Annotated in this window: 22 protein-coding genes; 6 read left to right on the top strand and 16 right to left on the bottom strand. The window is 61.3% G+C overall.

The genetic code is table 11. The annotated features are described in order from the left end of the window. Nucleotides 1-19 precede the first annotated feature (19 nt). The 9 genes from F8N85_RS02230 to F8N85_RS02190 form a co-directional block, all read right to left on the bottom strand. Nucleotides 20-523 (bottom strand): hypothetical protein, encoded by a 504-nt coding sequence (locus tag F8N85_RS02230; protein WP_150802053.1) that lies wholly within the window; start codon nucleotides 521-523, stop codon nucleotides 20-22. Between the two features lie 91 nt (nucleotides 524-614). After that, nucleotides 615-836, bottom strand: coding sequence for a type II toxin-antitoxin system Phd/YefM family antitoxin (locus F8N85_RS02225; RefSeq protein ID WP_150802195.1), 222 nt, complete (start codon nucleotides 834-836; stop codon nucleotides 615-617). A 203-nt stretch (nucleotides 837-1039) separates the two neighbouring features. Beyond that, nucleotides 1040-1963 carry a CobW family GTP-binding protein gene (locus F8N85_RS02220; RefSeq protein ID WP_191636093.1) on the bottom strand — a complete coding sequence of 308 codons (924 nt, stop codon included), beginning with the start codon at nucleotides 1961-1963 and terminating at the stop codon, nucleotides 1040-1042. After that, nucleotides 1963-3708 (bottom strand): amidohydrolase, encoded by a 1746-nt coding sequence (locus tag F8N85_RS02215; RefSeq protein ID WP_150802051.1) that lies wholly within the window; start codon nucleotides 3706-3708, stop codon nucleotides 1963-1965. The genes F8N85_RS02220 and F8N85_RS02215 overlap by 1 nt, the downstream gene beginning before the upstream one ends. 147 nt (nucleotides 3709-3855) lie before the next feature. Next, entirely contained in the window at nucleotides 3856-5073 is a 1218-nt protein-coding gene (locus F8N85_RS02210) for a pyridoxal phosphate-dependent aminotransferase (RefSeq protein WP_150802050.1), read from the bottom strand. 49 nt (nucleotides 5074-5122) lie between these two features. Then, nucleotides 5123-5812, bottom strand: a complete 690-nt coding sequence (locus F8N85_RS02205) for an ABC transporter permease (protein WP_150802049.1) — start codon at nucleotides 5810-5812, stop codon at nucleotides 5123-5125. 13 nt (nucleotides 5813-5825) lie between these two features. Then, entirely contained in the window at nucleotides 5826-6539 is a 714-nt protein-coding gene (locus F8N85_RS02200; RefSeq protein WP_150802048.1) for an ABC transporter permease, read from the bottom strand. A gap of 37 nt (nucleotides 6540-6576) precedes the next feature. Then, the gene (locus F8N85_RS02195) at nucleotides 6577-7350 is read right to left on the bottom strand and encodes a transporter substrate-binding domain-containing protein (RefSeq protein WP_150802047.1); all 774 of its coding nucleotides are present in this window, start codon (nucleotides 7348-7350) and stop codon (nucleotides 6577-6579) included. Between the two features lie 49 nt (nucleotides 7351-7399). Next, the gene (locus F8N85_RS02190) at nucleotides 7400-8194 is read right to left on the bottom strand and encodes an ABC transporter ATP-binding protein (protein WP_150802046.1); all 795 of its coding nucleotides are present in this window, start codon (nucleotides 8192-8194) and stop codon (nucleotides 7400-7402) included. A gap of 220 nt (nucleotides 8195-8414) precedes the next feature. Between F8N85_RS02190 and F8N85_RS02185 the strand changes: the two genes are divergently transcribed. From F8N85_RS02185 to F8N85_RS02175, 3 genes are all read left to right on the top strand, one after another. After that, entirely contained in the window at nucleotides 8415-9335 is a 921-nt protein-coding gene (locus F8N85_RS02185; protein ID WP_150802045.1) for a LysR substrate-binding domain-containing protein, read from the top strand. A 129-nt stretch (nucleotides 9336-9464) separates the two neighbouring features. After that, entirely contained in the window at nucleotides 9465-11072 is a 1608-nt protein-coding gene (locus F8N85_RS02180) for a 5-guanidino-2-oxopentanoate decarboxylase (protein ID WP_150802044.1), read from the top strand. Nucleotides 11073-11237: 165 nt separating this feature from the next. Beyond that, the gene (locus F8N85_RS02175; protein ID WP_150802043.1) at nucleotides 11238-13262 is read left to right on the top strand and encodes a c-type cytochrome; all 2025 of its coding nucleotides are present in this window, start codon (nucleotides 11238-11240) and stop codon (nucleotides 13260-13262) included. Here F8N85_RS02175 and F8N85_RS02170 read toward each other — a convergent pair. The 6 genes from F8N85_RS02170 to F8N85_RS02145 form a co-directional block, all read right to left on the bottom strand. After that, nucleotides 13259-14542 (bottom strand): NAD(P)/FAD-dependent oxidoreductase, encoded by a 1284-nt coding sequence (locus tag F8N85_RS02170; RefSeq protein ID WP_150802042.1) that lies wholly within the window; start codon nucleotides 14540-14542, stop codon nucleotides 13259-13261. The genes F8N85_RS02175 and F8N85_RS02170 overlap by 4 nt on opposite strands. A 96-nt stretch (nucleotides 14543-14638) precedes the next feature. Beyond that, complete coding sequence (locus F8N85_RS02165; RefSeq protein ID WP_150802041.1) at nucleotides 14639-15472, bottom strand: transporter substrate-binding domain-containing protein; 834 nt, start codon at nucleotides 15470-15472, stop codon at nucleotides 14639-14641. A gap of 54 nt (nucleotides 15473-15526) precedes the next feature. Next, a complete protein-coding gene (locus F8N85_RS02160) occupies nucleotides 15527-16324 on the bottom strand; it encodes an amino acid ABC transporter ATP-binding protein (RefSeq protein ID WP_412072472.1) in 798 nt (265 codons plus the stop codon). 5 nt (nucleotides 16325-16329) lie between these two features. Next, nucleotides 16330-17304 carry an amino acid ABC transporter permease gene (locus tag F8N85_RS02155; protein WP_150802040.1) on the bottom strand — a complete coding sequence of 325 codons (975 nt, stop codon included), beginning with the start codon at nucleotides 17302-17304 and terminating at the stop codon, nucleotides 16330-16332. 286 nt (nucleotides 17305-17590) lie between these two features. After that, nucleotides 17591-19114 carry a sensor histidine kinase gene (locus F8N85_RS02150; protein WP_150802039.1) on the bottom strand — a complete coding sequence of 508 codons (1524 nt, stop codon included), beginning with the start codon at nucleotides 19112-19114 and terminating at the stop codon, nucleotides 17591-17593. Then, nucleotides 19111-19827 (bottom strand): response regulator transcription factor, encoded by a 717-nt coding sequence (locus F8N85_RS02145; protein ID WP_150802038.1) that lies wholly within the window; start codon nucleotides 19825-19827, stop codon nucleotides 19111-19113. Before F8N85_RS02145 ends, F8N85_RS02150 begins: the two co-directional genes overlap by 4 nt. A 154-nt stretch (nucleotides 19828-19981) precedes the next feature. Between F8N85_RS02145 and msrB the strand changes: the two genes are divergently transcribed. The 3 genes from msrB to msrA all read left to right on the top strand — a co-directional run bounded on the left by msrB (nucleotide 19982) and on the right by msrA (nucleotide 23246). After that, entirely contained in the window at nucleotides 19982-20500 is a 519-nt protein-coding gene (gene msrB / locus F8N85_RS02140; protein WP_150802037.1) for a peptide-methionine (R)-S-oxide reductase MsrB, read from the top strand. A 33-nt stretch (nucleotides 20501-20533) separates the two neighbouring features. Further along, nucleotides 20534-22330 carry a cytochrome c biogenesis protein DipZ gene (locus tag F8N85_RS02135; RefSeq protein ID WP_150802036.1) on the top strand — a complete coding sequence of 599 codons (1797 nt, stop codon included), beginning with the start codon at nucleotides 20534-20536 and terminating at the stop codon, nucleotides 22328-22330. 199 nt (nucleotides 22331-22529) lie between these two features. Then, on the top strand, nucleotides 22530-23246 hold the full coding sequence (gene msrA, locus F8N85_RS02130) for a peptide-methionine (S)-S-oxide reductase MsrA (protein WP_150802035.1): 717 nt from the start codon (nucleotides 22530-22532) through the stop codon (nucleotides 23244-23246). A gap of 116 nt (nucleotides 23247-23362) precedes the next feature. Here the strand turns inward: msrA and F8N85_RS02125 are convergent, their stop codons facing one another. Next, nucleotides 23363-24376 (bottom strand): sensor domain-containing diguanylate cyclase, encoded by a 1014-nt coding sequence (locus tag F8N85_RS02125; RefSeq protein ID WP_150802034.1) that lies wholly within the window; start codon nucleotides 24374-24376, stop codon nucleotides 23363-23365. Between the last annotated feature and the right edge of the window lie 117 nt (nucleotides 24377-24493).

Here is a 24493-nt window from a genome sequence, read left to right as displayed (position 1 = left end):
CCATGCCGCAGTGACGGATTTAACGGCTGTGCTGCCAGATTCGCACCCGCAGTGACACCAACGCTCGATACAAGGTGATCGCCCGCCCGCAGAACAGACCGACCGTGAATCCCGAAGCGACCCCGCTCAACGCCAGCATTTGCGTGGTTGCCGTGAACTCGGGGTGAACGGCGTCCTGATAACCGGTGTAGTACTTCACCGCGAAGAACAGCTGGGAGATGAACAGGATCTTCAGGGTTCCGGGGATGATCAGGCCATTGCCATCAGCTTCCAGTTCGACGCCTTTGCCCGGGAACAGGGCCATCGCCAGCAGACTGCCCATGGCCAGGCCGCCGATCCAGAAAATCGTCGAGAGCGCAGAGTGATTCACTGAAAACAACGACCAGACGAGCAGAATCAACGGGGTAATCAGCAATGATTTTTTGCTTTCCCGGCTGCTTGAACAGGCCTTGATCCCGTAATAGCAGAGCAATAGATAGGCGGCGTATACCCACAGCGGTGTGCCTTGCAGGATATCGAGCATAAGTTATCCCCAGGGTGTTGAGCGAAGGGGGATCGAGAGGGCGTTGCAGGTTTTCATCGTCAGCGTTCCTTGCATTGATGTTTGGCCGTGATCAGGCGCGAAGGCTTTTGATCGATTTAATCAAGCGCTCGGCGTTGGCGGGGGATCGGAGTAGGTAGGCGGTTTCTTCGAGGGCGTTGTATTCGGCCAGAGAAAGCATGACGACCGGTTCGCCATTTTCGCGTGTCACCAGCAGCGGTACACAATCCTCGTTCACTCGATCCATGATTTCGGACATATGCGCACGGGCATTGGTGTAGTCGATGGTTTGCAGGGTGGAGTCCTCGCTCGGTGTGTGGCGAGGGAGCAGTCCCCCTCGCCACAATTGATCTCCATATCATGGATTTCTCTTAACTGACGGGTATTTTGGCTGGTCTGATCTTTCATAAGAGGTACTCCGCGGGACTCATAAAGATGCTCAAAGAGAGCGGATCAGTTTGTTGCAGAATATGCCGCCAGCCACAGATGGTTCGCGCATCACCCCACCTGAATATCCGCCAACCCCGCCTCCAGCGTTTCACGAAGCCCGCAGCCACGGCGGGCGATGAACACCAGTTGCACGGCGTGCTCCGGTGTTTGCCCGATGGCCAGGCTGAATTGGCTGCGGGCCCCGACATGCTGCAACCAATAGGGCTGTTCATTGCCTTGCAATTGCACCAACCCTTTGAGGCGGAAAATGTCTTTGGGCAGCCTGGCCAGCCATTCGCGCAAGGCTTTGGGCGGAAGCGGGTGCGGGCTGTTCCAGACCCAGCTTTCGAACAGCTGGTCGTGGCGCTCCGGCAGCGGGGTGAGCTTCAGGCCGACACGGTTGCTGCGGTCCGACAGCAGCAACACCTCGGGCAGTTCTGCTTGTACGGTGTCGAACACCGGCGCGCGGCTGCCGAGGGAGGCATGGATGCTCTCCAACTCCTCCGGGTCAACCAGGTCGGCCTTGTTCAGCAGTACCAGGTCGGCACAGGCCACCTGGGCGCGGGACAGTCGGGCGAATTCGCCTTCCAGTGCGAGATAGCCAGTCGCATCGACCAGGGTAATGACGGCATCCAGATGCAAGTTCGCACGCAGTTGCGGATAGCCCAGGGTTTGCACGATGCGTTGTGGATCGGACACGCCGCTGCATTCGATAACGATCCGCTCCAGTCGCGGTTGCAGCTGCGCGAGGCTGACCAATTGTGCCAGCAGGTCTTCTTGTACGGTGCAGCAGATGCAGCCGTTTTGCAGGCTGTACACCGCGTCGGTGACCTCGGCAATGATCGCGGCATCGATGTTCAGCTCGCCGAAGTCATTGACGATCACCGCCATGCGCCCGCTGTCGGCACGCTGGACCATGCGGTTGAGCAGGGTGGTTTTGCCGGCACCGAGGAACCCGGCGACCACCGTCACCGGAATGCTTGGAAGGTTCATCAGGCTAGCCCCTCGATCACCGGAGGCTGACCCTGCCAGACCGCTTCCAGCGGAGTGTCGCCAAACCTTGATTCGCGGTCGTACACCGGCCGGCCTTCGACAAAGGTCAGTTGCACCTGAGTGCGATGGATGTAGTTGCGCGGCGCCTGGGCAAACAGGTCGCGGTCGAGCACGATCAGATCAGCGGACTTGCCGACTTCCAGGCTGCCGGTCAAATGCTCCAGACCCATGGCGTGAGCACCGTTGAGGGTCGCGACTTGCAGCGCCTGTTCCAGGGTGATCGGTTCGCCGAAGCAGTCGGGCTCCTGGTTCCATGGGTTCTGCCGGGTGACCATGGTTTCCAGCGCCAGCCACGGATCGATCGAGGCCACCGGCCAGTCGGTGCCCATAACGGCGATGCCGCCCGCCGCCAGCACCCCTTTGAAGTCATAAATGCGTTTGAGGCGTTCCTGGCCGTAGCCGGAGCGTGCGCCGCTGGCGAAGGGCGTCGGGTACCAGGCGGCCGGGGAGAACTCGGCAATCACGTTCAGTTCCTTGAAACGCTTGAGGTTGCCTGGATGCAACAGGGTGCTGTGGGCGCATTGATGGCGAATGCCGCTGTAACCGTTGCGGCGACGGGCTTCAGCGACCGCATCGAGGAACACGTCGGAAGCGCCGTCGCCGGTGCAGTGAGCAATCACTCGCAAGCCTCGACGGTCCATGTCCACCACCATGTCGGTGATGTGTTCCGGGGTCAGGTTGAGCTTGCCACGCCAGTTCGAGTCTTGCGACCAGGGGGTCATCAGGTACGAGGACTTGGGCTCCACGGTGCCGTCGAAGTGGAACTTCACCGCGTTGGCGTTCAGGCGGGCGCTGCGATAGTAATGCCGCTCACCGCTGAGCAGTTCCCAACGACGGCGGACCGGAAAGATATCGTCCTGCCAGCTGATCGCCGCTTCTACGCGCAGGGTCAGTTCACCGGCGTCATCGAGTTCCTTGAGGGCTTCCAGACGCCGTTCGCAGACATGCACGTACTTGGTCGCGGTGACGCCACGGGAGGTCTGGAAATGCACGCCATCGCGATAAGCGCGGCGCAGCACGTCCACCGGAGTCGGCGGCATCGCGGCGTGGATCAAGGCATAGGCGCCATCGATCAACAGGCCGTTGGGTTCGCCGCTCAGCTCGTCGCGCTCCATGTAACCGTTGCGCGGGTCGGCGGTGTGGCGGTCGATGCCCGCCAGTTCGAGGGCCTTGGAATTGACCATCATGGTGCCCCACATGCGGTCGAGCAGCGCCACCGGACGGTCCGGCATTACGCTGTCGAGCCACTCGCGACCCGGGGTCAGGCCGGCTTCGCGGAAGGTGTAACGCACCCAGTATTGACCGTAGATCCAGCCGTCACCGGGATGCGCATCGGCATAGGCGTGGATCGCCGCGACCAGTTGCTCGGGCGTCGGGTCTTCGATGCCGACATCCAGGTCGTCACTGTAACGGGGTGCCAGCGCCAGATCCGGGTGCGTGTGCATGTCGTGCAGGCCGGGCATGCAGAAGGCACCGTCCAGGTCGTGCTGGCGGGTGTTCGGACCGATCAGCGCTTGCAGCGCTTCAAGATTGCCGACGGCGATGAAGCGGCCGTCACGAATGGCCACTGCCGCAGCCCAGGGTTGTGTCGGGTCGAGGGTATAAAAACGACCGTTATGCAGCACCAGTTCGGCGTAAGGGGCGACAACGGAGTGGGTTGAATTGAATTGGTCTGAAGCGGTCACGGGAGTAAACCTCTTGATCATTGCCTGCGGGTGAATAGCGGGCATTTGTGGCGAGGGGGCTTGTCGGAACGCCGCACCGCCCCGCTGGGGCGCGAAGCGGCCCCAAATCGGTCGCCTGAGTGTGTCAGTAAGAACGCATTAGCCGGTTTACGACTGCTGCGCAGCCGAACGGGGGCAAACCCCCTCGCCACGGGCACGCAGCGACTCGACAAAACCGGCGATACGTTGGCAGGCGTCTTTGAGCGTGGTATCGGCCACCGTGAACGAGATCCGCACAAAGCCCTTGGCGCTGGCTCCGAAGGCCTCGGCATCGAGCACCGACACGCCGGTCTCGCGGAATAACTGCCAGGCAAAGTCCATGCTCGAGAGCCCGGTACGGCGCACGTCCACCAGCATGAACATGCCGGCTTGCGGTATACGACAATCCAGCTCGGCAACCCCGCGCAGGCCCGCGACCACCAGATCGCGCCGACGCCGGTAGACTTCAAGCGCATGGCTGACCACCGGCTCATCCAGTTCCAGCGCCTTGAGCGCGGCTTCCTGAATGAACCCCGGCAAGCCGTAGAGCATGCACAGCAGCAGGTTATCCAGGTGGCCGATCAAGGTCGGCGGGGCGATCACCCAACCGACGCGCCAGCCGGTCATGGCATGGCTTTTCGACAGACTGTTAAGCACCACGGTGCGCTCGGCCATGCCCGGCAGCGAGGTGATGCTCAGGTGCTGACGGTCGTAGGTGATCTGGCCGTAGACCTCATCGGAAATTACCCACAGGTCATGCCGTCGAGCGACTTCGGCCACCGCTTCCAGTTCTTCGCGGCTATAGACGTTGCCGGTGGGATTGCAGGGTGTCGCCAGTGCGATACCGCGAGTCTTGTCGGTGATCACCGCTTCCAGCGCGGCGCGGGTCAGGCGAAAGCCATTGGACGCCGGTTGTTCGATGGTCGCGATGCGCGCGCCGGAAGCGTGGATGCAGGCTTCGTACGTCAGGTACATCGGCTCCGGCACCAGTACCTCGTCGCCCTGGCTGAACAGGCACAACGCGGTGGCGAACAAGCCGTTCTGCGCGCCGGCCACCAGCGCGACGTTTTCGGCTTGCACCGCAATGCCTTGCAGCAGGCTTTGTTTGGCGGCAATCGCCTCACGCAGCAGCGGTCGGCCGAGAACGTGGGTGTAGTGGGTGTCGCCCTGGCGCAAGGCCTGGACCGCGGTCTCGCAAATCGCGCTATCGGTGGCAAAGTCCGGGTCGCCGATGCTGAGGATAATCACATCCTCGCCGCGACCGCGGGCTTCGATGGCTGCGTAATGAATGTCCCAGGCGCTGACCGACTCGCCGCTGATGCGCTCGACAAAAGGTGAATAACGCATGCTGTTCTCCTCGCTGGTGATGACTGCCAGCGTCAATTAATAGGGGGATTCAGGCTTGGCGCTGGGGGACTTTGCCCAAGCGCGAGAAGCCGTGTTCGATCACAAAAGCCAGGACGATGTAGACCACCGCGACCGCCAGTAACGGTTCATAAACCCGCAGAGTCTGGGCCCGCACCAGGTTGGCGGCACCCAGCAGATCGGTGACCGCCACGGTCGAGGCAAGGGCGGTGGCCTTGAGCAGCAGCACCGATTCACCGACCAGGGTCGGACGAACCAGTTGCAAGGCGCGGGGCAACCACACCCGGCGCAAGACCAGAAAACGCTTCATGCCATAGGCGCGCGCCGCTTCCAGCTCTCCGCGCGGCACCGCACGCAGGGCGCCGCGCAACACTTCACCGACGTAGGCGCCGACACACAGGATCAAGGCCAGCGCCACGTACCAGAAACCTTCTCGCAGGTACGGCCAGAGAAAACTGCCGCGAATCGGCGGGTAGGCGGCGAACAGGCTGCCGATGCCGTAATACAGGATGTAGATCTGCACCAGCAGCGGCGTACCGCGAAACACACTGGTGTAGGCACGCATGCTGCCGCTGATCAGTCGGTTGGGCGACAGCCGCCCGAGCGCCACCAGCACCGCGAGAATAAAACCGAAGAAACCGGAAAGTCCGAGCAGCTTCAGGGTAATGCCGAGGCCATGCAGCAGCTCGCCGGCAAAACTGTTGATCCAGGAAAAATCCATAAGGGCGAGCTCCTTAGTGCTGCGGCATCCAGCGATTGATACGCCGCTCGAACAGCCGGAAGGCCCCGTTGGAGACCAGGGTGATGATGAAATAAACCGCTGCCACGGCGAGGTAGAACACCAGGTAGTGCTTGGTCGAGCCGGCCGCTTGCTTGCCCACCGAAAGCAACTCGCTGTAGCCGACGATGCTGATCAACGCACTGTCCTTGACCAGCACCAGCCAGAGGTTGGATAAACCGGCCATGGCGAACGGCAACATGCTCGGCAGCAGCACCCGGCGCATCAGCAACCAGCGTTCGATGCCGAATGAACGCGCCGCTTCGATCTGGCCAAAGGGAATGGCCAGGATCGCCCCGCGAATAATCTCTGCCGAATAGGCGCCCTGAACGATCCCCAGCACCAGCACCGCCGCCACGAATCCGTTGACCGTGACCGTCGGTCTGCCCATCGCCGCCATTGCCATGTTCAACAGGTCAGTGCCGGCGTAGTACAGCAACAGAATCAACAGCAACTCTGGCACTGCGCGGTACAGCGTGGTGTAGGCGTTGGCCAGGCGAACCAGCCAGCGCGGGCCCTTGAGTTTGATCATTGCTACCAGCAGGCCAATGCTCAACCCCAGTACAAAAGCCCCCGCGGAAATCTGCAGGGTCACCACGGCCCCGTGCAGCAGGGCGTTAAGCCAGCCGTCGGCGATGAACAGCTGGGTTATCTCGGACAAAGAAATCATGGCGTATCCAGTCGAAAAGTAGCGCTAGAGCGGCGACTTACTGTGCAGAGATGTCGACGCTGAAGAAACGGCTGCGGATCTTGTCGTAAGTGCCATCGGCTTTCAGCGAGGCCAGCGCGACGTTGATCTTGTCCTTGAGGGCCGAATCACCCTTGCGGATGGCCGCGCCGATACCCGAGCCGAACAGCGGATCCTTGGGGGCCAGGCCTTTGTCGGCCAGACCTTTGCCTGCCGGGGTTTTGATAAAGGGTTCGATGGTCAACGCGTCGGCCAGCATCACGTCGATCCGGCCGCTTTGCAGGTCGGAGGTCATGTCGTCCTGGGTGTTGTAGTAGCGCAGGGTCGACCCCTTGGCGTAGTACTCCTTGACGAAGGTCGCGTTGGAGGTCGAACCCTGCACGCCGATCACTTTGCCTTTGAGGCCTTCAGGCGTGGTGACCAGCTCCAGGTTCTGCTCGGCTACCCACATGGCTGGGGTCTGGTAGTACGGCTGGGAGAAATCGATGACTTTCTCGCGCTCGGCAGTGATGCTCAGGGAGTTGAGAATCACGTCGATCTGACTCGATTGCAGGGCCGGGATCAGTCCGTCCCAGGCCACTTCCTTGAGCGGGCACTCGGCCTGCATGCGCTCGCACAGCGCCTTGATCAGCTCCGGCTCGAAGCCGTTCCAGTCGCCATTGCCGCTCTTCATGGAGAACGGCGGGTAGGGTTCCTGAGCGATACCGAAGACAATTTTCTCGGCAGCGCCGGCGTGTTGGGCCAGGGCCGCGAACATGCAGCCAGCGGCGAGGGTCTTAAAGATTTTTTTCATGGCTTTACCCTTTATCGAAGTTATTGTTTTCAAGGATTGAAGCGGGCAATCAGCTGCGGTTTTCCTGGGCCATCACGAATTGGCGACAGCGCTCACTGTTCGGATTGAGGAACACTTGGTGCGGCGTACCTTCTTCTTCCACCAGGCCTTGATGGAGGAACATCACCTTGCTCGACACGTCCCGGGCGAAGGCCATTTCGTGGGTGACCAGAATCATCGTGCGGCCTTCCTCGGCGATGCCCTGAATCACTTTCAACACTTCGCCCACCAGTTCCGGGTCGAGGGCGGACGTCGGTTCATCCATCAACAGCACCTGTGGGCGCATCGCCAAGGCACGGGCAATCGCCACGCGCTGTTGCTGACCGCCGGAAAGGAAGGACGGGAAGACGTCGCGCTTGTCTGCCAGGCCGACCTTTTCCAGTAGATGTTCGGCGTGGGCGATGGCGTCCTTGCGATCCTCACCCAGCACGTAGACCGGCGCTTCGATGACGTTCTCCAGCACCGTGCGGTGCGGCCACAGGTTGAAGCTCTGGAAGACCATGCTCAGTCGGGTGCGCAGACGCGCCACTTGCTCGGGGTCGGCAATCAGCGGATTGCCGGCGCGGTCCTTCTTCAGGCGCACTTCTTCGCCGTTGATGCGCAGGCTGCCGCTGCAGGGGATTTCCAGCAGGTTGATGCAGCGCAGCAGCGTGCTTTTGCCGGAGCCGCTGGAGCCGATCAGGGACACCACTTCACCTTCGTGGGCACGCAGGGAAATGCCTTTGAGAACATGGTGAGCGGCATAACTCTTGTGCAGAGCGTCTATCGCTACCACCGGATTTACGGAGTTGGACTGCAAGTGCAAGGGTCGTCCCTCTTGTTTTTGTCGTGGCACCGGGCATCACAGACGGGCCCTGGTGGCAGCCGAGAATAGCTAATGGCACATGGGGGTCAATCGAGGGTTTTTCGTGCAACTGTGAAATTAAATTCAACAGTTGCCCGCGGAGCTGAAAGTTTTGCTGGCTATGTCTGTCGGACAAATCCCGTTATCGTAAAAGCCATCTCTACTTGTGTGATGCCAACCTATGCGTTTCCCCTCCATGACCGCGTTGCGGGCGCTGGATGCGGTGGCCCGGCTGGGCAGCGTGTCCGACGCCGCCACTGAGCTGAACCTCACGCCCAGCGCCATCAGCCACCAGATCAAAAGCCTTGAGCAAACCCTTGGCTTCGCCCTGACCGAACGCACCGGGCGCAATATCCGCATTACCTGGCAGGGTGAGCGCTATGCCCGGGACATCCACCTGCTGCTGGCCAACATCCTTGAGGCTGGCCAGCGGTTCGATGGCCAGCAGGTCAGCGGGCGGCTGTGTGTCAGCAGCCCGGCAGGGTTTGCGACGTACTGGTTGTGTACCCGGATCGCGGAGTTCCAGGCGCTTTATCCACAGGTCGAATTGCACCTGATTTCTCCGCGCACGCCGGATGACACCAGTGACAACACACCCGACCTGTTCATCGCCTACGGGATGGGCGACTGGCCTAACCAGCATGTGCAGAAAATCGTTTCGCTGCGCTATTTCCCGGTGTGCAGCCCGCGTCTCGTCAATACCATGGGCGGCTTGAAAACCCCGGAAAACCTGGTCGGCGCGCCACTGCTGCACATGATCGATTACTCTGATTGGCGAGTCTGGCTGGCGGCCGCCGGCGCACCGAACGTGGATGTGCAACGCGGCATTGTGTTTGCCGACGCGCATTTCGTGCAGTCGGCCTGCATTGCCGGTCAAGGCATTGCCATGGGCGACAACCTGATCAGTGGCGAGGCCTTGGCCAATGGGCTGCTGGTGCGACCGTTCGACACCGAGATCGAATCCAACCGCGGTTACTACCTGGTCGCCGATCAGCAGAAAGTCGAGCGGCCGGTGGTGCAGGCCTTCAGCGATTGGGTCAAGTCGCAGTTGGGGGGCCTGGTTGGGCTGCGTTCGGAAGTCCGTCGCTCGTTGAAAAGCTGAATTTTATTGTTCAATCGCCATGATTTTTTTTGATTGTGGCGAGACGCTGCCCGGCACTACTGTCCTGCGAACGAAGACTTGCCGATTCGCTCGCTGACCGTCGGCGCAGAACAATAAGAGGAGTGAAAGATGACCACCTGTGCCCAGTCGCTGGTTCGCTTGCTGGAAGGTTACGGCGTAGACACCGTGTTCGGGATTCCCGGCGTGCATACCGTCGAACTCTATCGGGGCCTGCATGGCAGCCGTCTGCGGCACATCAGCCCGCGTCACGAGCAGGGCGCCGGCTTCATGGCCGACGGTTACGCTCGCGCCAGTGGTAGGCCGGGGGTGTGTTTCATCATCACCGGGCCCGGTATGACCAACATCCTCACGGCCATGGGCCAGGCCTACGCGGACTCCGTGCCGATGCTGGTGATCTCTACCACCAACCGTCGCGAGCATCTGCATCTGGGGCACGGCCATCTGCATGAGCTGCCGGACCAGCGCGCGATGGTCGCCGGCGTCTGTGCCTTCAGCCACACACTGCAGTCACCGGCACAGTTGCCGGAACTGCTGGCCCGCGCCTTCGCCATTTTCAAATGTGCCCGACCACGACCGGTGCACATCGAAATCCCGCTGGATGTGTTGGATATGCCAGCCGCTGACCTCAACCTGATGCCGCGCAGTCTGCCCGGTGCTCCGGCGCCGGCGACAGCCTCGTTGCAGGCGGCGCTGAACCTGCTGAATGAGGCGCGCCGGCCATTGATACTGGCCGGAGGCGGGGCGCGTGACTGCGCCGATGTGCTGCAGCAACTGGCCGAACGTCTGCAGGCGCCGGTGGCGTTGACCACCAATGCTCGGGGCTTGCTGCCGGTCGGCCATCCACTGCTGCTCGACGGTGTGCAGTCGTCGGCCCATGGTCGGTCGCTGTTCGATGAAGCCGATGTGATCCTCGCGGTCGGCACCGAACTGGGCGAGACCGACTACGATTTTTTCGGCTTGGGAGCACTGAAGTTCAAGGCGCCGCTGATTCGTCTGGACATCGATCCAATGCAAGTCATGGGCCTGCAGCGGGCGCATGTCGGGCTGGTGGGCGATGCTCGCGAAGGCTTGCAGGCGCTGTTGGCCAGTATTGCCGCGCCCGTGCAATCCGGTCGTTGGGCGCTGGACAGTGTGCAGCGGGTCAACCAGCTCGAGCGCGACAGCTGGACAGCCAAACAACAGGGGCTGCAAGGGCTGCTTGATCTGCTGCGCGACAGCCTGGTCGATCCGCTGATCGTCGGTGACTCCACGCAACCGGTGTATCAGGGCGCGGTGGGTTACCAGTCGCCGAAACCCAACAGCTGGTTCAACGCCGGAAGCGGCTACGGCACCCTCGGTTACGGCTTGCCCGCGGCGATCGGCGCCAAGCTGGCCAAGCCCGATCGACCGGTGGTGGCGCTGGTAGGGGACGGCGGCACGCAGTTCTCCTGTGCCGAACTGATCGCCGCCCGTGAGGCCGGAGTGGGGGTGATCATGCTGCTGTGGAACAACCAGTGCTACGGCGAGATTCGTGACTACATGGAAGCGCGCGAGATCGAGCCGCTGGGCGTCGACATCATGACCCCGGACTTTGCCGCGATGGCCCGCAGTTTCCATGTCGCCCATCACCCTGTGGATACCCCACAAGCCTTGCGTTCGTTGTTGCAGGAACTGGTCACCACCCAGGTACCGGTCATGATCGAACTGGACGCTGTGCGCTACCTGAAAAACGCTTGATCCTCTCCCGGCCCTGATCCACATCAAGGGCCGCCCTCAAAAAATCCGCTACAACGAAGCCGGGGCTGACCTTGCCCCGGTTATCGGCCTGATGACCTCATAACGACGATTGCAAACCTGCGCTGAGGAGACCACTCCAGGCCAGGTTATTAAAGGAATAATGCGATGGCCCTTTCCCTGTTACGTCTGGCCCTGATGGGGGCGACGCTGTTGTTGGCGCATCCTCTGCATGCCGACGAACCCGATACCCGCCTGATCGAGCACGGCAAATACGTTGCGCAACTGGGCGACTGCATCGCCTGCCACACCGCCAAAGAGGGCCCGGTAATGGCCGGTGGGCTGGAGCTGAAGACGCCGATGGGCACGATCTTCTCCAGCAATATCACCCCGGACCGTGACACCGGAATCGGCCAATACAGCTTCGAGCAATTCGACCGGGTCATGCGTGAAGGCGTGACGCCGGCTGGGGTCAATCTGTACCCGGCGATGCCGTACCCGTCCTACGCCAAGATGAGCGAAGCCGATATGCGTGCCTTGTTCGCCTACCTGATGCAGGGCGTGGAACCGGTGCGCCAGGCCAATCTGGAGGCGGACATGGGCTTCCCGTTCAACCAGCGCTGGGGCCTGGCGTTGTGGAATTTTGCGTTTCTCGACACGCAGCCGTTTGCGCCGGATCCGGCCCGGGATGAAGTGCTCAATCGTGGCGCTTACCTGGTCCAGGGCCTGGGGCATTGCGGCTCGTGCCACACACCACGCGGAATTGCCTTCCAGGAAAAAGCCATGAGCGACGCCGGGCGCGGCGGCCAGCACTACCTGGCCGGGGAAACCGTCGAACATTGGCGTGCGCTGAGCCTGCGTAACCTGTGGACGGTGGAAGACACCGTGCAGTTGCTCAAGACCGGGCAGAACCGGTTTGGCACGGTGTCTGGCAACATGGCCGATGTGATTAATCACAGCACCCAACACGTCACCGACGGCGATTTGACCGCCATTGCTACCTACCTGAAATCCCTGCCGGCAGGTAAAGACGACTTGCCGATGCCCGCTGTGGCGCAGGCACCCGCAGCGCCGCCCAAGGATTTGTTCACCAGTCGCGGCGGCCTGGGTTACATGCAGTTTTGCAGCGACTGTCACCGCAGCGACGGCGGTGGCGTGAAAGGTCTGTTTCCGCCTCTGGCTGGCAACCCGAGCGTTGCGTCGAACAATCCAACCTCGCTATTGCACATCACCCTCACCGGTTGGGAAACAGCGGAAACGGCAACCCATCCACGTGTCTACACCATGCCGGGTTTCGCCCGATTGGCCGATCAGGAAATCGCCGAAATTCTCAGTTTCGTCCGCACCCGCTGGGGCAATGAAGGCACACCTATCAGCGCCGCGCAGGTCAAGAAAATGCGCGACCAGCTCAACCCGGCCAGCACCGACTCATCGGCCTTTGAAACCCCGCGCCTCGCTAACTTGCTGGCGGCACCGAATGCCGATCAAGTAGTGCGCGGCATGCGCCTACACCTGCAAACCAAGGAGCTGCTGCCGAACAATGTCGGCAACTCGCTGAACTGCACCAGTTGCCATTTGAACGCGGGCACCGTGGCGGATGGTTCGCCCTTTGTCGGTGTCTCGGCATTTTTCCCCGGCTATGCGCCGCGTGCGGGCAAGGTAGTGAGCCTGGAGGAACGGATTAACGGCTGCTTCCGCCGCTCCATGAACGGCAAACCGCTGCCGCCGCAATCAGCGGACATGCAGGCGATGGTTGCGTATTTCGACTGGATGAAAATGAACACCCAACCCGAAGACAAAGTAGCCGGGCGTGGCGTGGGCAAGATCGATCCGGCGATCAAGCCCGACCTGGCCAACGGCAAGCAGGTGTACGCCAAGCAGTGTGCGGTGTGCCACGGCAACAACGGCGAGGGTTTGGCGCGTGCCGACGGCAGTCTTGTATACCCACCACTGTGGGGTGAACAGTCCTTCAATATCGGCGCCGGCATGGCCCGCACCTACACCGCCGCGGCCTTCGTCAAACGCAACATGCCGATTGGCTTCCACGAGAAATTCCCGCTGGGGCAAGGTGGTTTGTCGGATCAGGAAGCGGTGGACGTCGCCGCCTACTTCTCCGGCCAGCCGCGCCCGGACTTCCCGGACAAGGTGAAAGACTGGCCGAACGGCGGCAGGCCGGTGGATGCGCGGTACTAAGAGCGCAACCGCTCCTGCACAAAGTCCATCACTTTCAACGAGCGATAGATGGCATTCGCCGCGACCAGCCCGAACGGCCCGCCGTTCCACGGCAGCAGGTAGGGTTTGAACAACAGGTACCGGGTGCTCTCGCCGCAGACGGCTTCGGCGATCACCCGGCCACCGATGGAGCCGGTGTTCAGGCCATGCCCGCCAAACGAGGTGCAGGCCCAGACGCCCGGCTCAAGCAGGCCCAGGTTCGGCATCTTGTTGGTTGAATAGCCCATCAGGCCGGACCAGGCCAATTCAATCTTCGCCGATGCCAGCTGGGGATATACCGAGACCATGTCGTGCTTGAGCATGTTGGCCAAGGCTTGCTCGTTCTGTTCGTTGTGGGTGGTGATACGGCCGCCCCACAGCAGGCGGTCGCCCTCGACCACCCGGTAATAATCCGAGGCGCGGCGGTCATCGGAAAAGGCCGCGCCGGAGTTCAGGATGCCTTTGATCGAGTCGCCCAAATGTTCGGTCAACACCACATAGGTGGCGATCGGCAGATAGGCTCGGCTCAATTTCTGCAACTCGTTGCCGCCGTAACCACCGGCGCAGAAAATCAGGTCCTTGCAGCGCACATTGGCGAGGGCGGTCTGTACCGTTTTGCCGGCACCTTCGCGGCGCCAGGCGAGCATTTTCGAGTGTTCGAAAATCCGTCCGTTGGCGCTTTCGATGGCATTGGCCAGTCCCAGGCAGTAATTCAGCGGATGGAAGTGCATGGCCTGTGGATCTTCGATGCCTTGAAAGTACTTTTCGGTATGGGCCAGTGCCCGTACCTGCTCGGTATCGAGAAAATTCAATGGATAACCGAAATCGCGTTGCACGCGCTCGACGTAGTTTTTCACTGCCACGCGGTCATCGTAACGTTTGACCTGAATCGTCCCGGGAGACGGGTCGCAGCCTTGCAGTGCCAGTTCGGCAATATTGCTCCTGACAATATTCACCCCCTCCACCGACATCTGGAACAAGGTCCTGGCACTCTCCAGCCCGAGCTTCTTGCGGATAGCGCCGGATCCCTGCGCCCAACCAGGGGAGACCACGCCGCCGTTGCGCCCCGAGGCGCCCCAGCCGATCTGGTGGGCTTCAAGGACGATCACCCGTTTACCGCGTCGGGTCAGCTCCAGTGCCGCAGTCAAACCAGCGATGCCGGCGCCGATGATGCATACATCGCATTCTGCATCGACCAGCAGTTCGGCCCTGGCCTCGCGCGGGAGCGAGGTCTGGGAGTACCAGGTTTTCGGAAAAGGCATAGTCATCCCCGTAGGAGCTGCCGCAGGCTGCGATCTTGGCGATTCAAGCCTCAACACAAAGGCCGGGGAATTATTGAAACTCCCCCGGCCACCCGATTATTTCACCGTCGAATAATCGACCCCATACCACTTGTTGGACAGCTTGGTCAGGGTGCCGTCCTTGTGCATGGCGCCGATGACTTCGCCCAGCTTGGCTTTCAACTCCGGGTCACCCTTGTCGATGGCAATCGCCAGCGGTTCGTAGAACACCACGCTGCCGTCAACGGCCTTGAGTGGGTAGTTCTTTTTCACCGCCGCTTCCAGGGTGCTTTGTTGCGTGAGGATCGCGTCCAGGCGCACGCCGTCGCCCAGGCGCAGGTCATCCAGCGGCCCCAGCGAACCGGAATAGGTTTTCAGCTTCCCGGCTTTCACGTCGTACTTGAACGGTGGCACGTCGGTCGCTTCGATGGCCAGGGACTGGTTGAGGAAGTCCTCGGACGTGGTCCCGCCTTCGACGCCGATGACCTTGCCGTTGAGCGCGGCACGGTCTTTCAGGGCCGAGCCGTTATGCACGGCGAAGACATAGGGCACGTAGTAATAGGTGGCAGGGAAGTCGAGGATCCGCGCGCGGCTGTTGGTGGCGGTCATGGAGCCGACGGACATGTCCCAACGACCGTTCCATTTACCGGCGGTGATCACGTCCCAGTCGGGCGTGACGAATTTGACTTCGACCCCCAGGCGTTTGGCGATTTCTTTCGAGACGTCGATATCGAACCCGTCGATTTCATTCTTGTCGTTAATGAACCCCTGCGGTGGCCAGGTGGCGGACGTCGCGACCGTCATCACTTTATCTTTGTGGATTTTATCGAGGACGGGACCGGCGTTGACGGCGCCGACAAACAGCACCGACATCAAGGCCGCAAGCGTTACAGCACGTTTATTCGTGAGCATGTCCATCTCCGTGGTTATTTATTGTTGTGGGGCTGGGTGTTCAGGAACGGAAAATCAGTGACCGATGATCTGTGAGAGAAATTTCCGGGCGCGTTCGGTCTGCGGGTTTTTGAAGAACTCGGCCGGCGTGGCTTGCTCGATGACCTGTCCCTGATCCATGAACAGGACGCGATCAGCCACCTTGCTGGCGAAACCCATTTCGTGGGTCACGCAAATCATCGTCATGCCGTCATTCGCCAGTTCGCCCATGACATCCAGCACCTCATGGACCATCTCCGGATCGAGGGCCGAGGTCGGCTCATCGAACAGCATCACCTTGGGATTCATGCACAGCGCCCGGGCAATGGCGACCCGTTGCTGCTGGCCGCCGGAGAGTTGTGACGGGTACTTGTGGGCGTGCTCGGCAATACGTACCCGCTCCAGATACACCTGGGCGCGACGTTTGGCTTCGCTGGAGGAAACGCCCTGCACCAATTGCGGCGCCAGGGTCAGGTTATCCAGCACGCTCAGGTGCGGGAACAGATTGAAGCTCTGGAACACCATGCCGATCTCGCGCCGCACGGCACTGACACTCTCGGCTTCGCTGGTGAGGGTAATGCCGTTGACGCTGATATGGCCCTTCTGGAAGTTCTCCAGATGATTGATGCAGCGAATCATCGTCGACTTGCCCGAACCCGAAGGACCGCATACCACCAGGATCTCGCCGGTGGCGACGTTCAGGTCAACGTCGCGCAGTGCGTGAAAGTTGCCGTACCACTTGTTCAGGCCGGTGATGGAGATCATCGAGTCCCGGGCCTTGGCGACCGGGTTGGTGTCATTCGGCAGCCGTTCGGCGCTAATAATGCCTGTCATCAGGTTCAACCCCTCACAGTGGATCGGTTGACCCGTTTTTCGATCCTCGCCTGAACCCTTTCGAGCACGAACGACAGGGCCCAGTAAATCATCGCCGCGGTGATCAGCATTTCCAGGTGGCGGAAGTCTGCGCGGCCCTGGGTCTTGGCGAGGTACATCAACTCCCAGACGCCGATCACCGACACCAGCGAGCTGTCTTTGAGCATGGCGATGAACTGATTGCCGGTGGGCGGAATGATCACCTTCAGCGCCTGGGGCATGATCACCCGGCTCAGGGTCTTGAACGGGCTGATGCCCAGCGCCCGTGACGCCTCCCATTGGCCGACCGGAATGCTCTGGATCCCGGCGCGGAAGATTTCCGTCATGTAGGCGCCGTAACACAACGACAAGGCCAGGACGCCGGCCGGCACTGCATCGACCACATAGCCCAGTTGCGGCAACCCGAGGTAGATCAGATAGATCTGGATCAGCAGCGGAACGCCGCGAAAGAACGAGGTATAGAACGACGCCAGGGCGTTGGCCAGACCATTGTTCGATAGCTTGGCCACCGCACCGATCAGCGCCAGGACAAAGGCGATGATGATGGCGAGGGCGGAAATATACAGGGTGGTCGCGGCGCCCTGAATGATCAGGAATCCGACTTTATCGAGGATGAAGGAGTAGGAGAGGTCGAAGGTATCGAAGAACGCCATGAACAAAACAAACAGCTCGACCCAGACCACCGTTGTCTGAACCTTGAACTTCAAGCGCCCGAGCACATGGAAATTCAGCGTGCCCAGCACGGCAATCGCCAGCCCGACTGCGATATTGCGATAAGCCAGGCTGTCGGGCTCACTGCCGAACAGCGGCTGGACGAAATGACTGATGGCGCTGTTACCGAGGTTCATCAGGTAAGCGCCGAGAAACAGTACGACTGCTACAGCAAGGAGGAATCGAGGATCATTGGACTTTTTTTTATAAATTATATTGTCGTGATACATGGATGCCTCTGGCTTGAAGGGGTCGGTGATCTCGTTCAGGTAGAGGGGGCTCGGGCCAGTAGTACGCCATCAATTTGCTAGCTACAAGCGACCATAATTCGCTACGTCAGTCGCTGAGGGCATCAAGGGGAGATACAGCGCGTGCGAGATCGCCAAGATCGCAGCCTGCGGCAGCTCCTACACCAAGTCGGTTTCCACGCGAAATTACGGGCGCACTAGATACCTGTAGGAGCTGCCGAAGGCTGCGATCTTTTGGGATCCCCTCCACTCAATAGTCGTGCGCCGACTACTTCCCCGGCGAATTCAGATTCATCGAACGAATCGCCAGCTGCGCCGCCATTTCCTCATCCACCGGCAGCGAGAAGCGGAAGGTCGCGCCCTGGCCCGGAACATCGATCAGCTGGATCTCGCAACCATGCAATTGCAGAATCCGGTGCACGATGCGCAAGCCCAGCCCGCCATCACGCCGAGCCCCGCCGATGTTGAACGGGCGCAGGAACAAGCCTTCGCGCAGTTCGGCGGCGATGCCCGGGCCGCTGTCGCTGAGGGTCACTTCGACGAACGATCCCTGGGGCACGAGGCTGACTTCGACTTCGCCACTGAGCGGCGTGTGCCGCAGGGCGTTGTCCAGCAGGTTGGTCAGCACCCGTTCGATCAGGCCGAGGTCGGCACACACCGTTGAGCCGCTGGGGGCGAAGGTGGCTTTCAAGGTGATCTGCCGCGCCTCGGCGGTCAGCTCGAATTTCTGGAACACGTCCTGCACCAGATCGGTCAGGGAAAACCGCTCCAGCACCGGCTGCACGAAGCCATGCTCCAGCCGCACCAGATCCAGCAGCGCCTGCGCCAGACCGCTCACCTTGCGGCTCTGATCGAGGGCGATGCCGAGGTAGCGGCGCCGGTCGGCCGGAGTCAGCGTGGCGTCCTTGAGGGACAGGGTTTCCAGATAGCCATGCAACGACGCCAGCGGCGTGCGCAGGTCGTGGGAGATATTCGCCACCAGTTCCCGGCGCTCTTGATCCTGGCGCGTCAGTGAGCGCCATTGTTCACCCAGGCGGGTCTGCATTTGGCGGAACGCCGCGTCGAGCCTGGCGATTTCGTCATGGCTGGCTGTTTGCGCGGTGCCTGATGCGGGCGGCGAGGGCGGGACCACCGGGGCGCCGTTGATGTCGAAATGCGCGACGGTCTCGGTCAACCGACGCAAAGGCCGGGTGATCAGGGCAAATGCCGTGAGGCCGGCGATCAGGCACAACAACGCCACCAGACCAATCGACCAGAGCGCGGTAGTGAGGGCCGCGCTGGTCGCGCCGCGTTCGGCAAAGCGATCGTGTTCCTCGCTGAGCAGCACCACGTAGAGGTAGCCGGCCTGCTGGCCGTTGACCTGCAGCGGCGCGGCGCTGAACACCTTGCGCCCGTCGACACTGCGCGGGTCGTCACCGAGAATCGGCAAGGCCTCGCCATTGATCAGCCGCTGCACCGGCGCCAGATCGACCTTGTCGCGGCGCAAGCGGCCCTCGGGCGCGGCATTGCCGACGATGCGGCCGTTGGCGTCGAGCAGATAGACCTCGACGCTGGGGTTGACCAGCATCAACTGGCTGAACAACTGACGCAGGGCGTTTGGCATCAAGCCATTGGCGTCCATCAGTTGGGTGTCGCGGGCAATGTGCCGGGCCAGATCACGGGACAACCCTTGCACCACTTCCAGTTCATGCATCTTGTTCGAGCGCACCTGCATCCACACCGAAGTGCCGCAGCACACTAACAACAACAGGGCGAAGACCGCCGACAGGCGCTGGGTGAGGGTCAGTCTCATGACTGATCCTCCTTTGATGCGAATTTATAGCCCCGGCCCCACACCGTGAGGATGCGCACCGGTTGTGCCGGATCGGCCTCGATCTTGGCTCGCAGCCGGTTGATATGGGTATTGACCGTGTGCTCATAACCCTCGTGGCTGTACCCCCACACGGCGTTGAGCAGGTCCATGCGCGAGAACACTTTGCCCGGTTGGCGGGCGAAGAAATACAGCAGGTCGAACTCGCGCGGGGTGAGGTCCAGGCGCCGGCCGTCGAGTGAGACGTCGCGGGTCAGCGGGTCGATGAACAGCCCGTCGGCCATCAGGCTGCCGGCGTCCATTTTCAGGTTGCGCGCCATCGCATCGACCCGTCGCAGCAGCGCCTTGACCCGCGCCACCAGTTCGAGCATCGAAAACGGCTTGGCCAGATAGTCGTCGGCCCCCAGCTCCAGACCGAGAATGCGGTGCAGTTCACTTGAGCGTGCGCTGGTGATGATGATCGGTGTGTAGCGCGCCATGGCCCGGGCACGGCGGCAGATTTCCAGGCCATCGACACCCGGCAGCATCAGGTCGAGGATCAGCGCGTCCCAGCCGCCTTGCTCCAGCAAGCGCAGGCCTTCGTTACCATCGGCGCTGTGCACCACCTCGAACTGCTCGTCGCGCAGATGCAGCGAGATCAGGTCGGCGATGTGCATATCGTCCTCGACCACCAGGACACGTTTGGGCTGATCCATCGGAACTCAATCCTGCGCTGGGCAATGGGGGTATTGTGCGGCTTTTACCGGGGCCGAGTTATCACGAATTGTTTAACTTGGCGTGAGGATTTGGCGACCACCACAAGCCTAGGCTGTCTCTAACGCAAAACACTGCGATTTTTTGGAGAGAGCCATGTTTTCCCGGCGACAGTTCCTGATAGCGGGCGGCGGCCTGGGCGTTGCGGCACTGGCCATCGGCGTGCTGCCCAGGTGGGCGGCAAGTCCGGCCTTGCTCAGCGATGCCAATGCCAGCGAAACCTTCGAGGTCACTCGTACCGATGCGCAATGGCGGGCGCTGCTCAGCGCCGAGCAGTACGACATTTTGCGCAAGGAAGGCACCGAACGCGCCTATAGCAGCCCGCTGAACAATGAACACCGTGAAGGTGTGTTCACCTGCGTCGGCTGCGACCTGGCGCTGTTTTCATCGAGCACCAAATTCGACAGCCACACCGGCTGGCCGAGTTTCTGGGCGCCGCTGGACAACGCCGTGGCGACCCGTCAGGACCGCTCATTCGGAGTCGTGCGCGAAGAAGTCCACTGCCGGCGTTGCGGCGGCCATCTGGGCCATGTCTTCGACGACGGGCCTGAACCGACCGGCCTGCGCTACTGCATGAACGGTCTGGCCCTGACGTTCAAACCACTGTCGGCATAAGCCGGTTCTTTCACCTCATATAAGGTCGACGCCATGTGGCTTCTGGTTCTCGCTTATCTCGGCGGCGTGCTGACGATTGTCAGCCCGTGCATTCTGCCGGTATTGCCCTTTGTCTTCGCTCGCACCGGCCAACCGTTTTTGCGCAGTGGCTTGCCGTTGCTGGCGGGGATGGCCCTGACCTTCGCGCTGGTCGCCTCTCTGGCGGCGGTGGGCGGCGGTTGGGTGGTGCAAGTCAATCAGTACGGTCGCTGGCTCGCGTTGCTGTTCGTTGCGCTATTCGCGCTGACGCTGTTACTGCCGCGCCTCGCCGAGCGCCTGACGCGACCACTGGTAGCGGCCGGCGGTCGGCTGTCCGAAGCGGCGGGTGCCGATACCCGGCCACGGCCCGGCGCCTCATTGTTGATTGGCGTCGCCACCGGCCTGCTCTGGGCACCGTGCGCGGGGCCGATCCTCGGGCTGCTGCTGACCGGCGCGGCGCTGCAAGGGGCAAACATCGGCACTACCTTGCTGTTGCTGGCCTACGCCGCGGGTGCCGCGACTTCGCTCGCCGGTGCATTGCTGCTGGGCGGTAAAGTCTTTGCGGCGATGAAACGCTCGATCGGTGCCGGCGAATGGCTGCGCCGTGGCTTGGGTGCGGCAATGCTGGCGGGCGTAGTGGCGCTTTCCATGGGGTGGGACACCGGCATTCTGGCGCGGCTGTCGACGGCCTCCACTGGCGGTATCGAACAGGCGCTGGTCGGCCGCCTGGCCGGTAAATCACCGGTCAGCAGCGGGGCGATGATGGCGCAAAATCCGCAGTCCGGCTCAAGCATGATGGCCGCTGGTGGCGCGATGAAAATGGCCGCCCAAGAGGCTGCAACACTGCCGATCGAAGGCAACCTGCCGCCCCTCGACGGCGCCGTGCAATGGCTCAACTCGCCGCCCCTGAGCGCGCAGGCGTTGAAGGGCAAAGTGGTGCTGGTGGATTTCTGGACCTACTCCTGCATCAACTGTTTGCGCACCTTGCCGTACGTCAAAGCCTGGGCCGAGAAGTATCGCGATCAGGGGCTGGTGGTGATCGGCGTACACACCCCGGAATTCGCCTTCGAGCGTGACGTCGGCAACGTGACCAAGGCCATGAAGGACTTGGGCATCAGTTACCCGGTGGCCATCGACAACGACTACAAAATCTGGCGCGCCTTCAGCAACCAGTATTGGCCGGCGCATTATTTTATCGATGCCCAGGGACGGATCCGTTATCACCATTTTGGCGAGGGCAACTATGCCGAGTCAGAGCGGGTGATCCAGCAGTTGTTGCGCGAGGCCGGTGCCGCCCAAGTGGCGGGCGGTCTGATCGACGCCAAGGCCCAGGGTGTGCAATTGGCCGCGGACATGAGCGAAGTTCGCTCGCCGGAAACCTATCTGGGCTACCAACGGCTGGAACATTTTGTCCCGGCCGCCAGCCTGGCGCCCGACCGCGTCGCAGCTTACAGCCCGCCGACCCAACCTGCTCTCAACGAGTGGGGGCTAGAGGGCCAATGGACGGTCGGCGCCGAGCAAGCCACCCTGGCAGCCCCGGCAGGGAAAATTGTTTACCGCTTTCATGCCCGGGATCTGCACTTGGTACTGGGCCCCGGCACCGACGGCAAACCGGTGCGCTTCAAAGTCACCCTCGACGGCCAGGTTCCGGGCGCTGCCCACGGCACCGACGTAGCCCCGGACGGTACGGGAGTCGTGACCGAGCAACGGTTGTATCAGCTGGTACGCCAGCCCGGCGATGTGACGGAGCGTACCTTCAGCATCGAGTTTTTTGACCCGCAGGTGTCGGCGTATGCGTTTACCTTTGGGTGAAAAAGTGCAGGTGTTTAGCGACGAGTAGGTGCGTCCCTAAAAGATCGCAGCCTGCGGCAGCTCCTATGCCGACGCCATACACCCAAGAGATACCGAGTGAATGCAAAACCTGTAGGAGCTGCCGCAGGCTGCGATCTTGGCAATCGAGCAAGCACTGAAAGTCCCATGCGGCGCAATCGTCAGATTTGGAGTCACCACCATGAAAACCCCGTATCAACCAACCTGGCGCCGAGTCCTGCTGGGCCTCGCCGCCGCCACCTTCATCGGTCAATGCGCGGCCTTTTCTTTCGGCACCTCAGAGGATGCCGTCGCCATCGCCCCTCCGGCACTGGATATGCCTGCCGGCCAATCCACCAGTGAAACCGTCGTGTTCGCCGGCGGCTGCTTCTGGGGTGTGCAAGGCGTATTCCAGCACGTGAAAGGCGTCCAGCGAGCGGTCTCCGGTTACGCCGGCGGCACCGCCAGCACCGCTCAATACGAGCAGGTCAGCAACGGCAACACTGGCCACGCAGAAGCCGTCGAGGTGACCTTCGATCCAACCCGGGTCAGCTACGGCAGCTTGCTGCAGATTTTCTTTTCGGTGGCGCATAACCCCACCGAACTCAATCGCCAAGGCCCGGACACCGGCACCCAATACCGCTCGGCGATCTTCCCGGCAAACGCCGAACAGCAGCGAGTCGCCCAGGCCTACATCGCCCAACTCGACGCCGCGCATTCGTTCAGCAAACCGATCGTCACCAAGCTCGAAACCTTCAACGGTTTCTACCCGGCCGAGGACTACCATCAGGATTTCCTGACCGAGCACCCGACCTATCCCTATATCGTGATCAACGATTTGCCAAAGGTGGCGCAGCTCAAACAGCTGTATCCAGAGCGTTACCAGGAGAAGCCGGTGTTGGTGAAGGCGGGGAGATAGGGGAGAAGGGCCGATTAATAAAGCAATTCGTCAGGCGGGCGACATTTGTGGCCAGAGGGCTTGCCCCCGCGGGGCCGCGTAGCGGCCCTATAAGGGTGTGATGCCGTTAAACCCCCTCACCCGGAAATCATATTCTTGCCCGCCGCCTTTGATCGATACAGCGCCTGGTCGGCCCGGCCCATCAGATCTGTACGCTGCTCACCCTCCAATCGCTGCACGATGCCGAAGCTCATCGTCACCTTGAAGTCGACGAGAGGGGGTACGTTCATCAGCGCCTGGCGAATACTCTCGGCCATCACCTTGGCGGTTTCGAGGGAACTGTTGGGCAAGACCACCATGAATTCATCACCGCCCCAGCGGGCCAGCAGATCATCTTCACGCACGCAGCCTTTGATGCATTCCACCACTCGCACCAGGGCCGCATCGCCGAGGGCGTGGCCGTAGTGATCGTTGATCGGTTTGAAGTCGTCGATGTCCATGATGATCAGCGCCAGTGGTTGGCGGAACCGCTGGGCACGCTCGCACTCCAGCTGCAGCGCCTTTTCCAGGCGGTACCGATTGGCCACTGAGGTCAGCGCATCCCGTTCCGCCAGATGGCGATTCTCATCGAGCTGGAGTTGCAACTGCTGATTGACCAGGGACAACTCTCGAGTGCGTTCGGCCACGACAGCCTCAAGAGATTGGTTCTTCAGTTCGAGTTGTTCGAACAAGCTTTTCTTGTCTTGAATGCTGCGGTGCGCGCCTACCATCCTCGCCACCGATCCATCCGCATTGCGGGCAATCACAATGCCGCGATCCTCGATCCAGGTGTAGCTGCCATCCTGCATACGGCAGCGATATTCGGCCTGATAGCGAGGGGAACGCAGATGCAGATAATCATCAAACTGAGCCATCACCCGCGGGTAATCGTCCGGGTGGATCACGTTCTCCCAGGTGAACACGCTGTTTTCCAGGGTATGCGGCGGATAACCGAGCATCTCGTACCAACCGGGATTGCGGTAGACGAAGCCGGTGTTGGCATTCCAGTCCCAGATCCCGTCGCTGACCAACTCCATAATGGCATGCAGCATGTCTTCATTCAGGTCGCAGACATTGAACTTCAATGACTCACTACTGGACGCATCACCCATCTTCGCTCTCCCTGCGGCCCTGGTTTCGAGGTGGCCAGGTCATTGTCGAGAGAGGATAGTTGAAAATAATTTGGCTGCTTTACTGACCGGTTGCGGCCGAAAGTAGTTCGTATGACT

The organism is Pseudomonas fluorescens (assembly GCF_902497875.1).
Classification (GTDB): domain Bacteria; phylum Pseudomonadota; class Gammaproteobacteria; order Pseudomonadales; family Pseudomonadaceae; genus Aquipseudomonas; species Aquipseudomonas fluorescens_BR.
This window is presented reverse-complemented; position numbering and strand designations above follow the sequence as displayed.

Coding starts and splice junctions, on each gene's coding strand:
- F8N85_RS02155 (WP_150802040.1), bottom strand. CDS start 17,304: ATGTATCACGACAATATAATTTATAAAAAAAAGTCCAATGATCCTCGA.
- F8N85_RS02185 (WP_150802045.1), top strand. CDS start 8,415: ATGCGTTTCCCCTCCATGACCGCGTTGCGGGCGCTGGATGCGGTGGCC.
- F8N85_RS02205 (WP_150802049.1), bottom strand. CDS start 5,812: ATGGATTTTTCCTGGATCAACAGTTTTGCCGGCGAGCTGCTGCATGGC.
- F8N85_RS02230 (WP_150802053.1), bottom strand. CDS start 523: ATGCTCGATATCCTGCAAGGCACACCGCTGTGGGTATACGCCGCCTAT.
- F8N85_RS02210 (WP_150802050.1), bottom strand. CDS start 5,073: ATGCGTTATTCACCTTTTGTCGAGCGCATCAGCGGCGAGTCGGTCAGC.
- F8N85_RS02160 (WP_412072472.1), bottom strand. CDS start 16,324: ATGACAGGCATTATTAGCGCCGAACGGCTGCCGAATGACACCAACCCG.
- F8N85_RS02145 (WP_150802038.1), bottom strand. CDS start 19,827: ATGGATCAGCCCAAACGTGTCCTGGTGGTCGAGGACGATATGCACATC.
- F8N85_RS02170 (WP_150802042.1), bottom strand. CDS start 14,542: ATGCCTTTTCCGAAAACCTGGTACTCCCAGACCTCGCTCCCGCGCGAG.
- F8N85_RS02220 (WP_191636093.1), bottom strand. CDS start 1,963: ATGAACCTTCCAAGCATTCCGGTGACGGTGGTCGCCGGGTTCCTCGGT.
- F8N85_RS02200 (WP_150802048.1), bottom strand. CDS start 6,539: ATGATTTCTTTGTCCGAGATAACCCAGCTGTTCATCGCCGACGGCTGG.
- F8N85_RS02195 (WP_150802047.1), bottom strand. CDS start 7,350: ATGAAAAAAATCTTTAAGACCCTCGCCGCTGGCTGCATGTTCGCGGCC.
- F8N85_RS02180 (WP_150802044.1), top strand. CDS start 9,465: ATGACCACCTGTGCCCAGTCGCTGGTTCGCTTGCTGGAAGGTTACGGC.
- msrA (WP_150802035.1), top strand. CDS start 22,530: ATGAAAACCCCGTATCAACCAACCTGGCGCCGAGTCCTGCTGGGCCTC.
- F8N85_RS02125 (WP_150802034.1), bottom strand. CDS start 24,376: ATGGGTGATGCGTCCAGTAGTGAGTCATTGAAGTTCAATGTCTGCGAC.
- msrB (WP_150802037.1), top strand. CDS start 19,982: ATGTTTTCCCGGCGACAGTTCCTGATAGCGGGCGGCGGCCTGGGCGTT.
- F8N85_RS02135 (WP_150802036.1), top strand. CDS start 20,534: ATGTGGCTTCTGGTTCTCGCTTATCTCGGCGGCGTGCTGACGATTGTC.
- F8N85_RS02175 (WP_150802043.1), top strand. CDS start 11,238: ATGGCCCTTTCCCTGTTACGTCTGGCCCTGATGGGGGCGACGCTGTTG.
- F8N85_RS02165 (WP_150802041.1), bottom strand. CDS start 15,472: ATGCTCACGAATAAACGTGCTGTAACGCTTGCGGCCTTGATGTCGGTG.
- F8N85_RS02150 (WP_150802039.1), bottom strand. CDS start 19,114: ATGAGACTGACCCTCACCCAGCGCCTGTCGGCGGTCTTCGCCCTGTTG.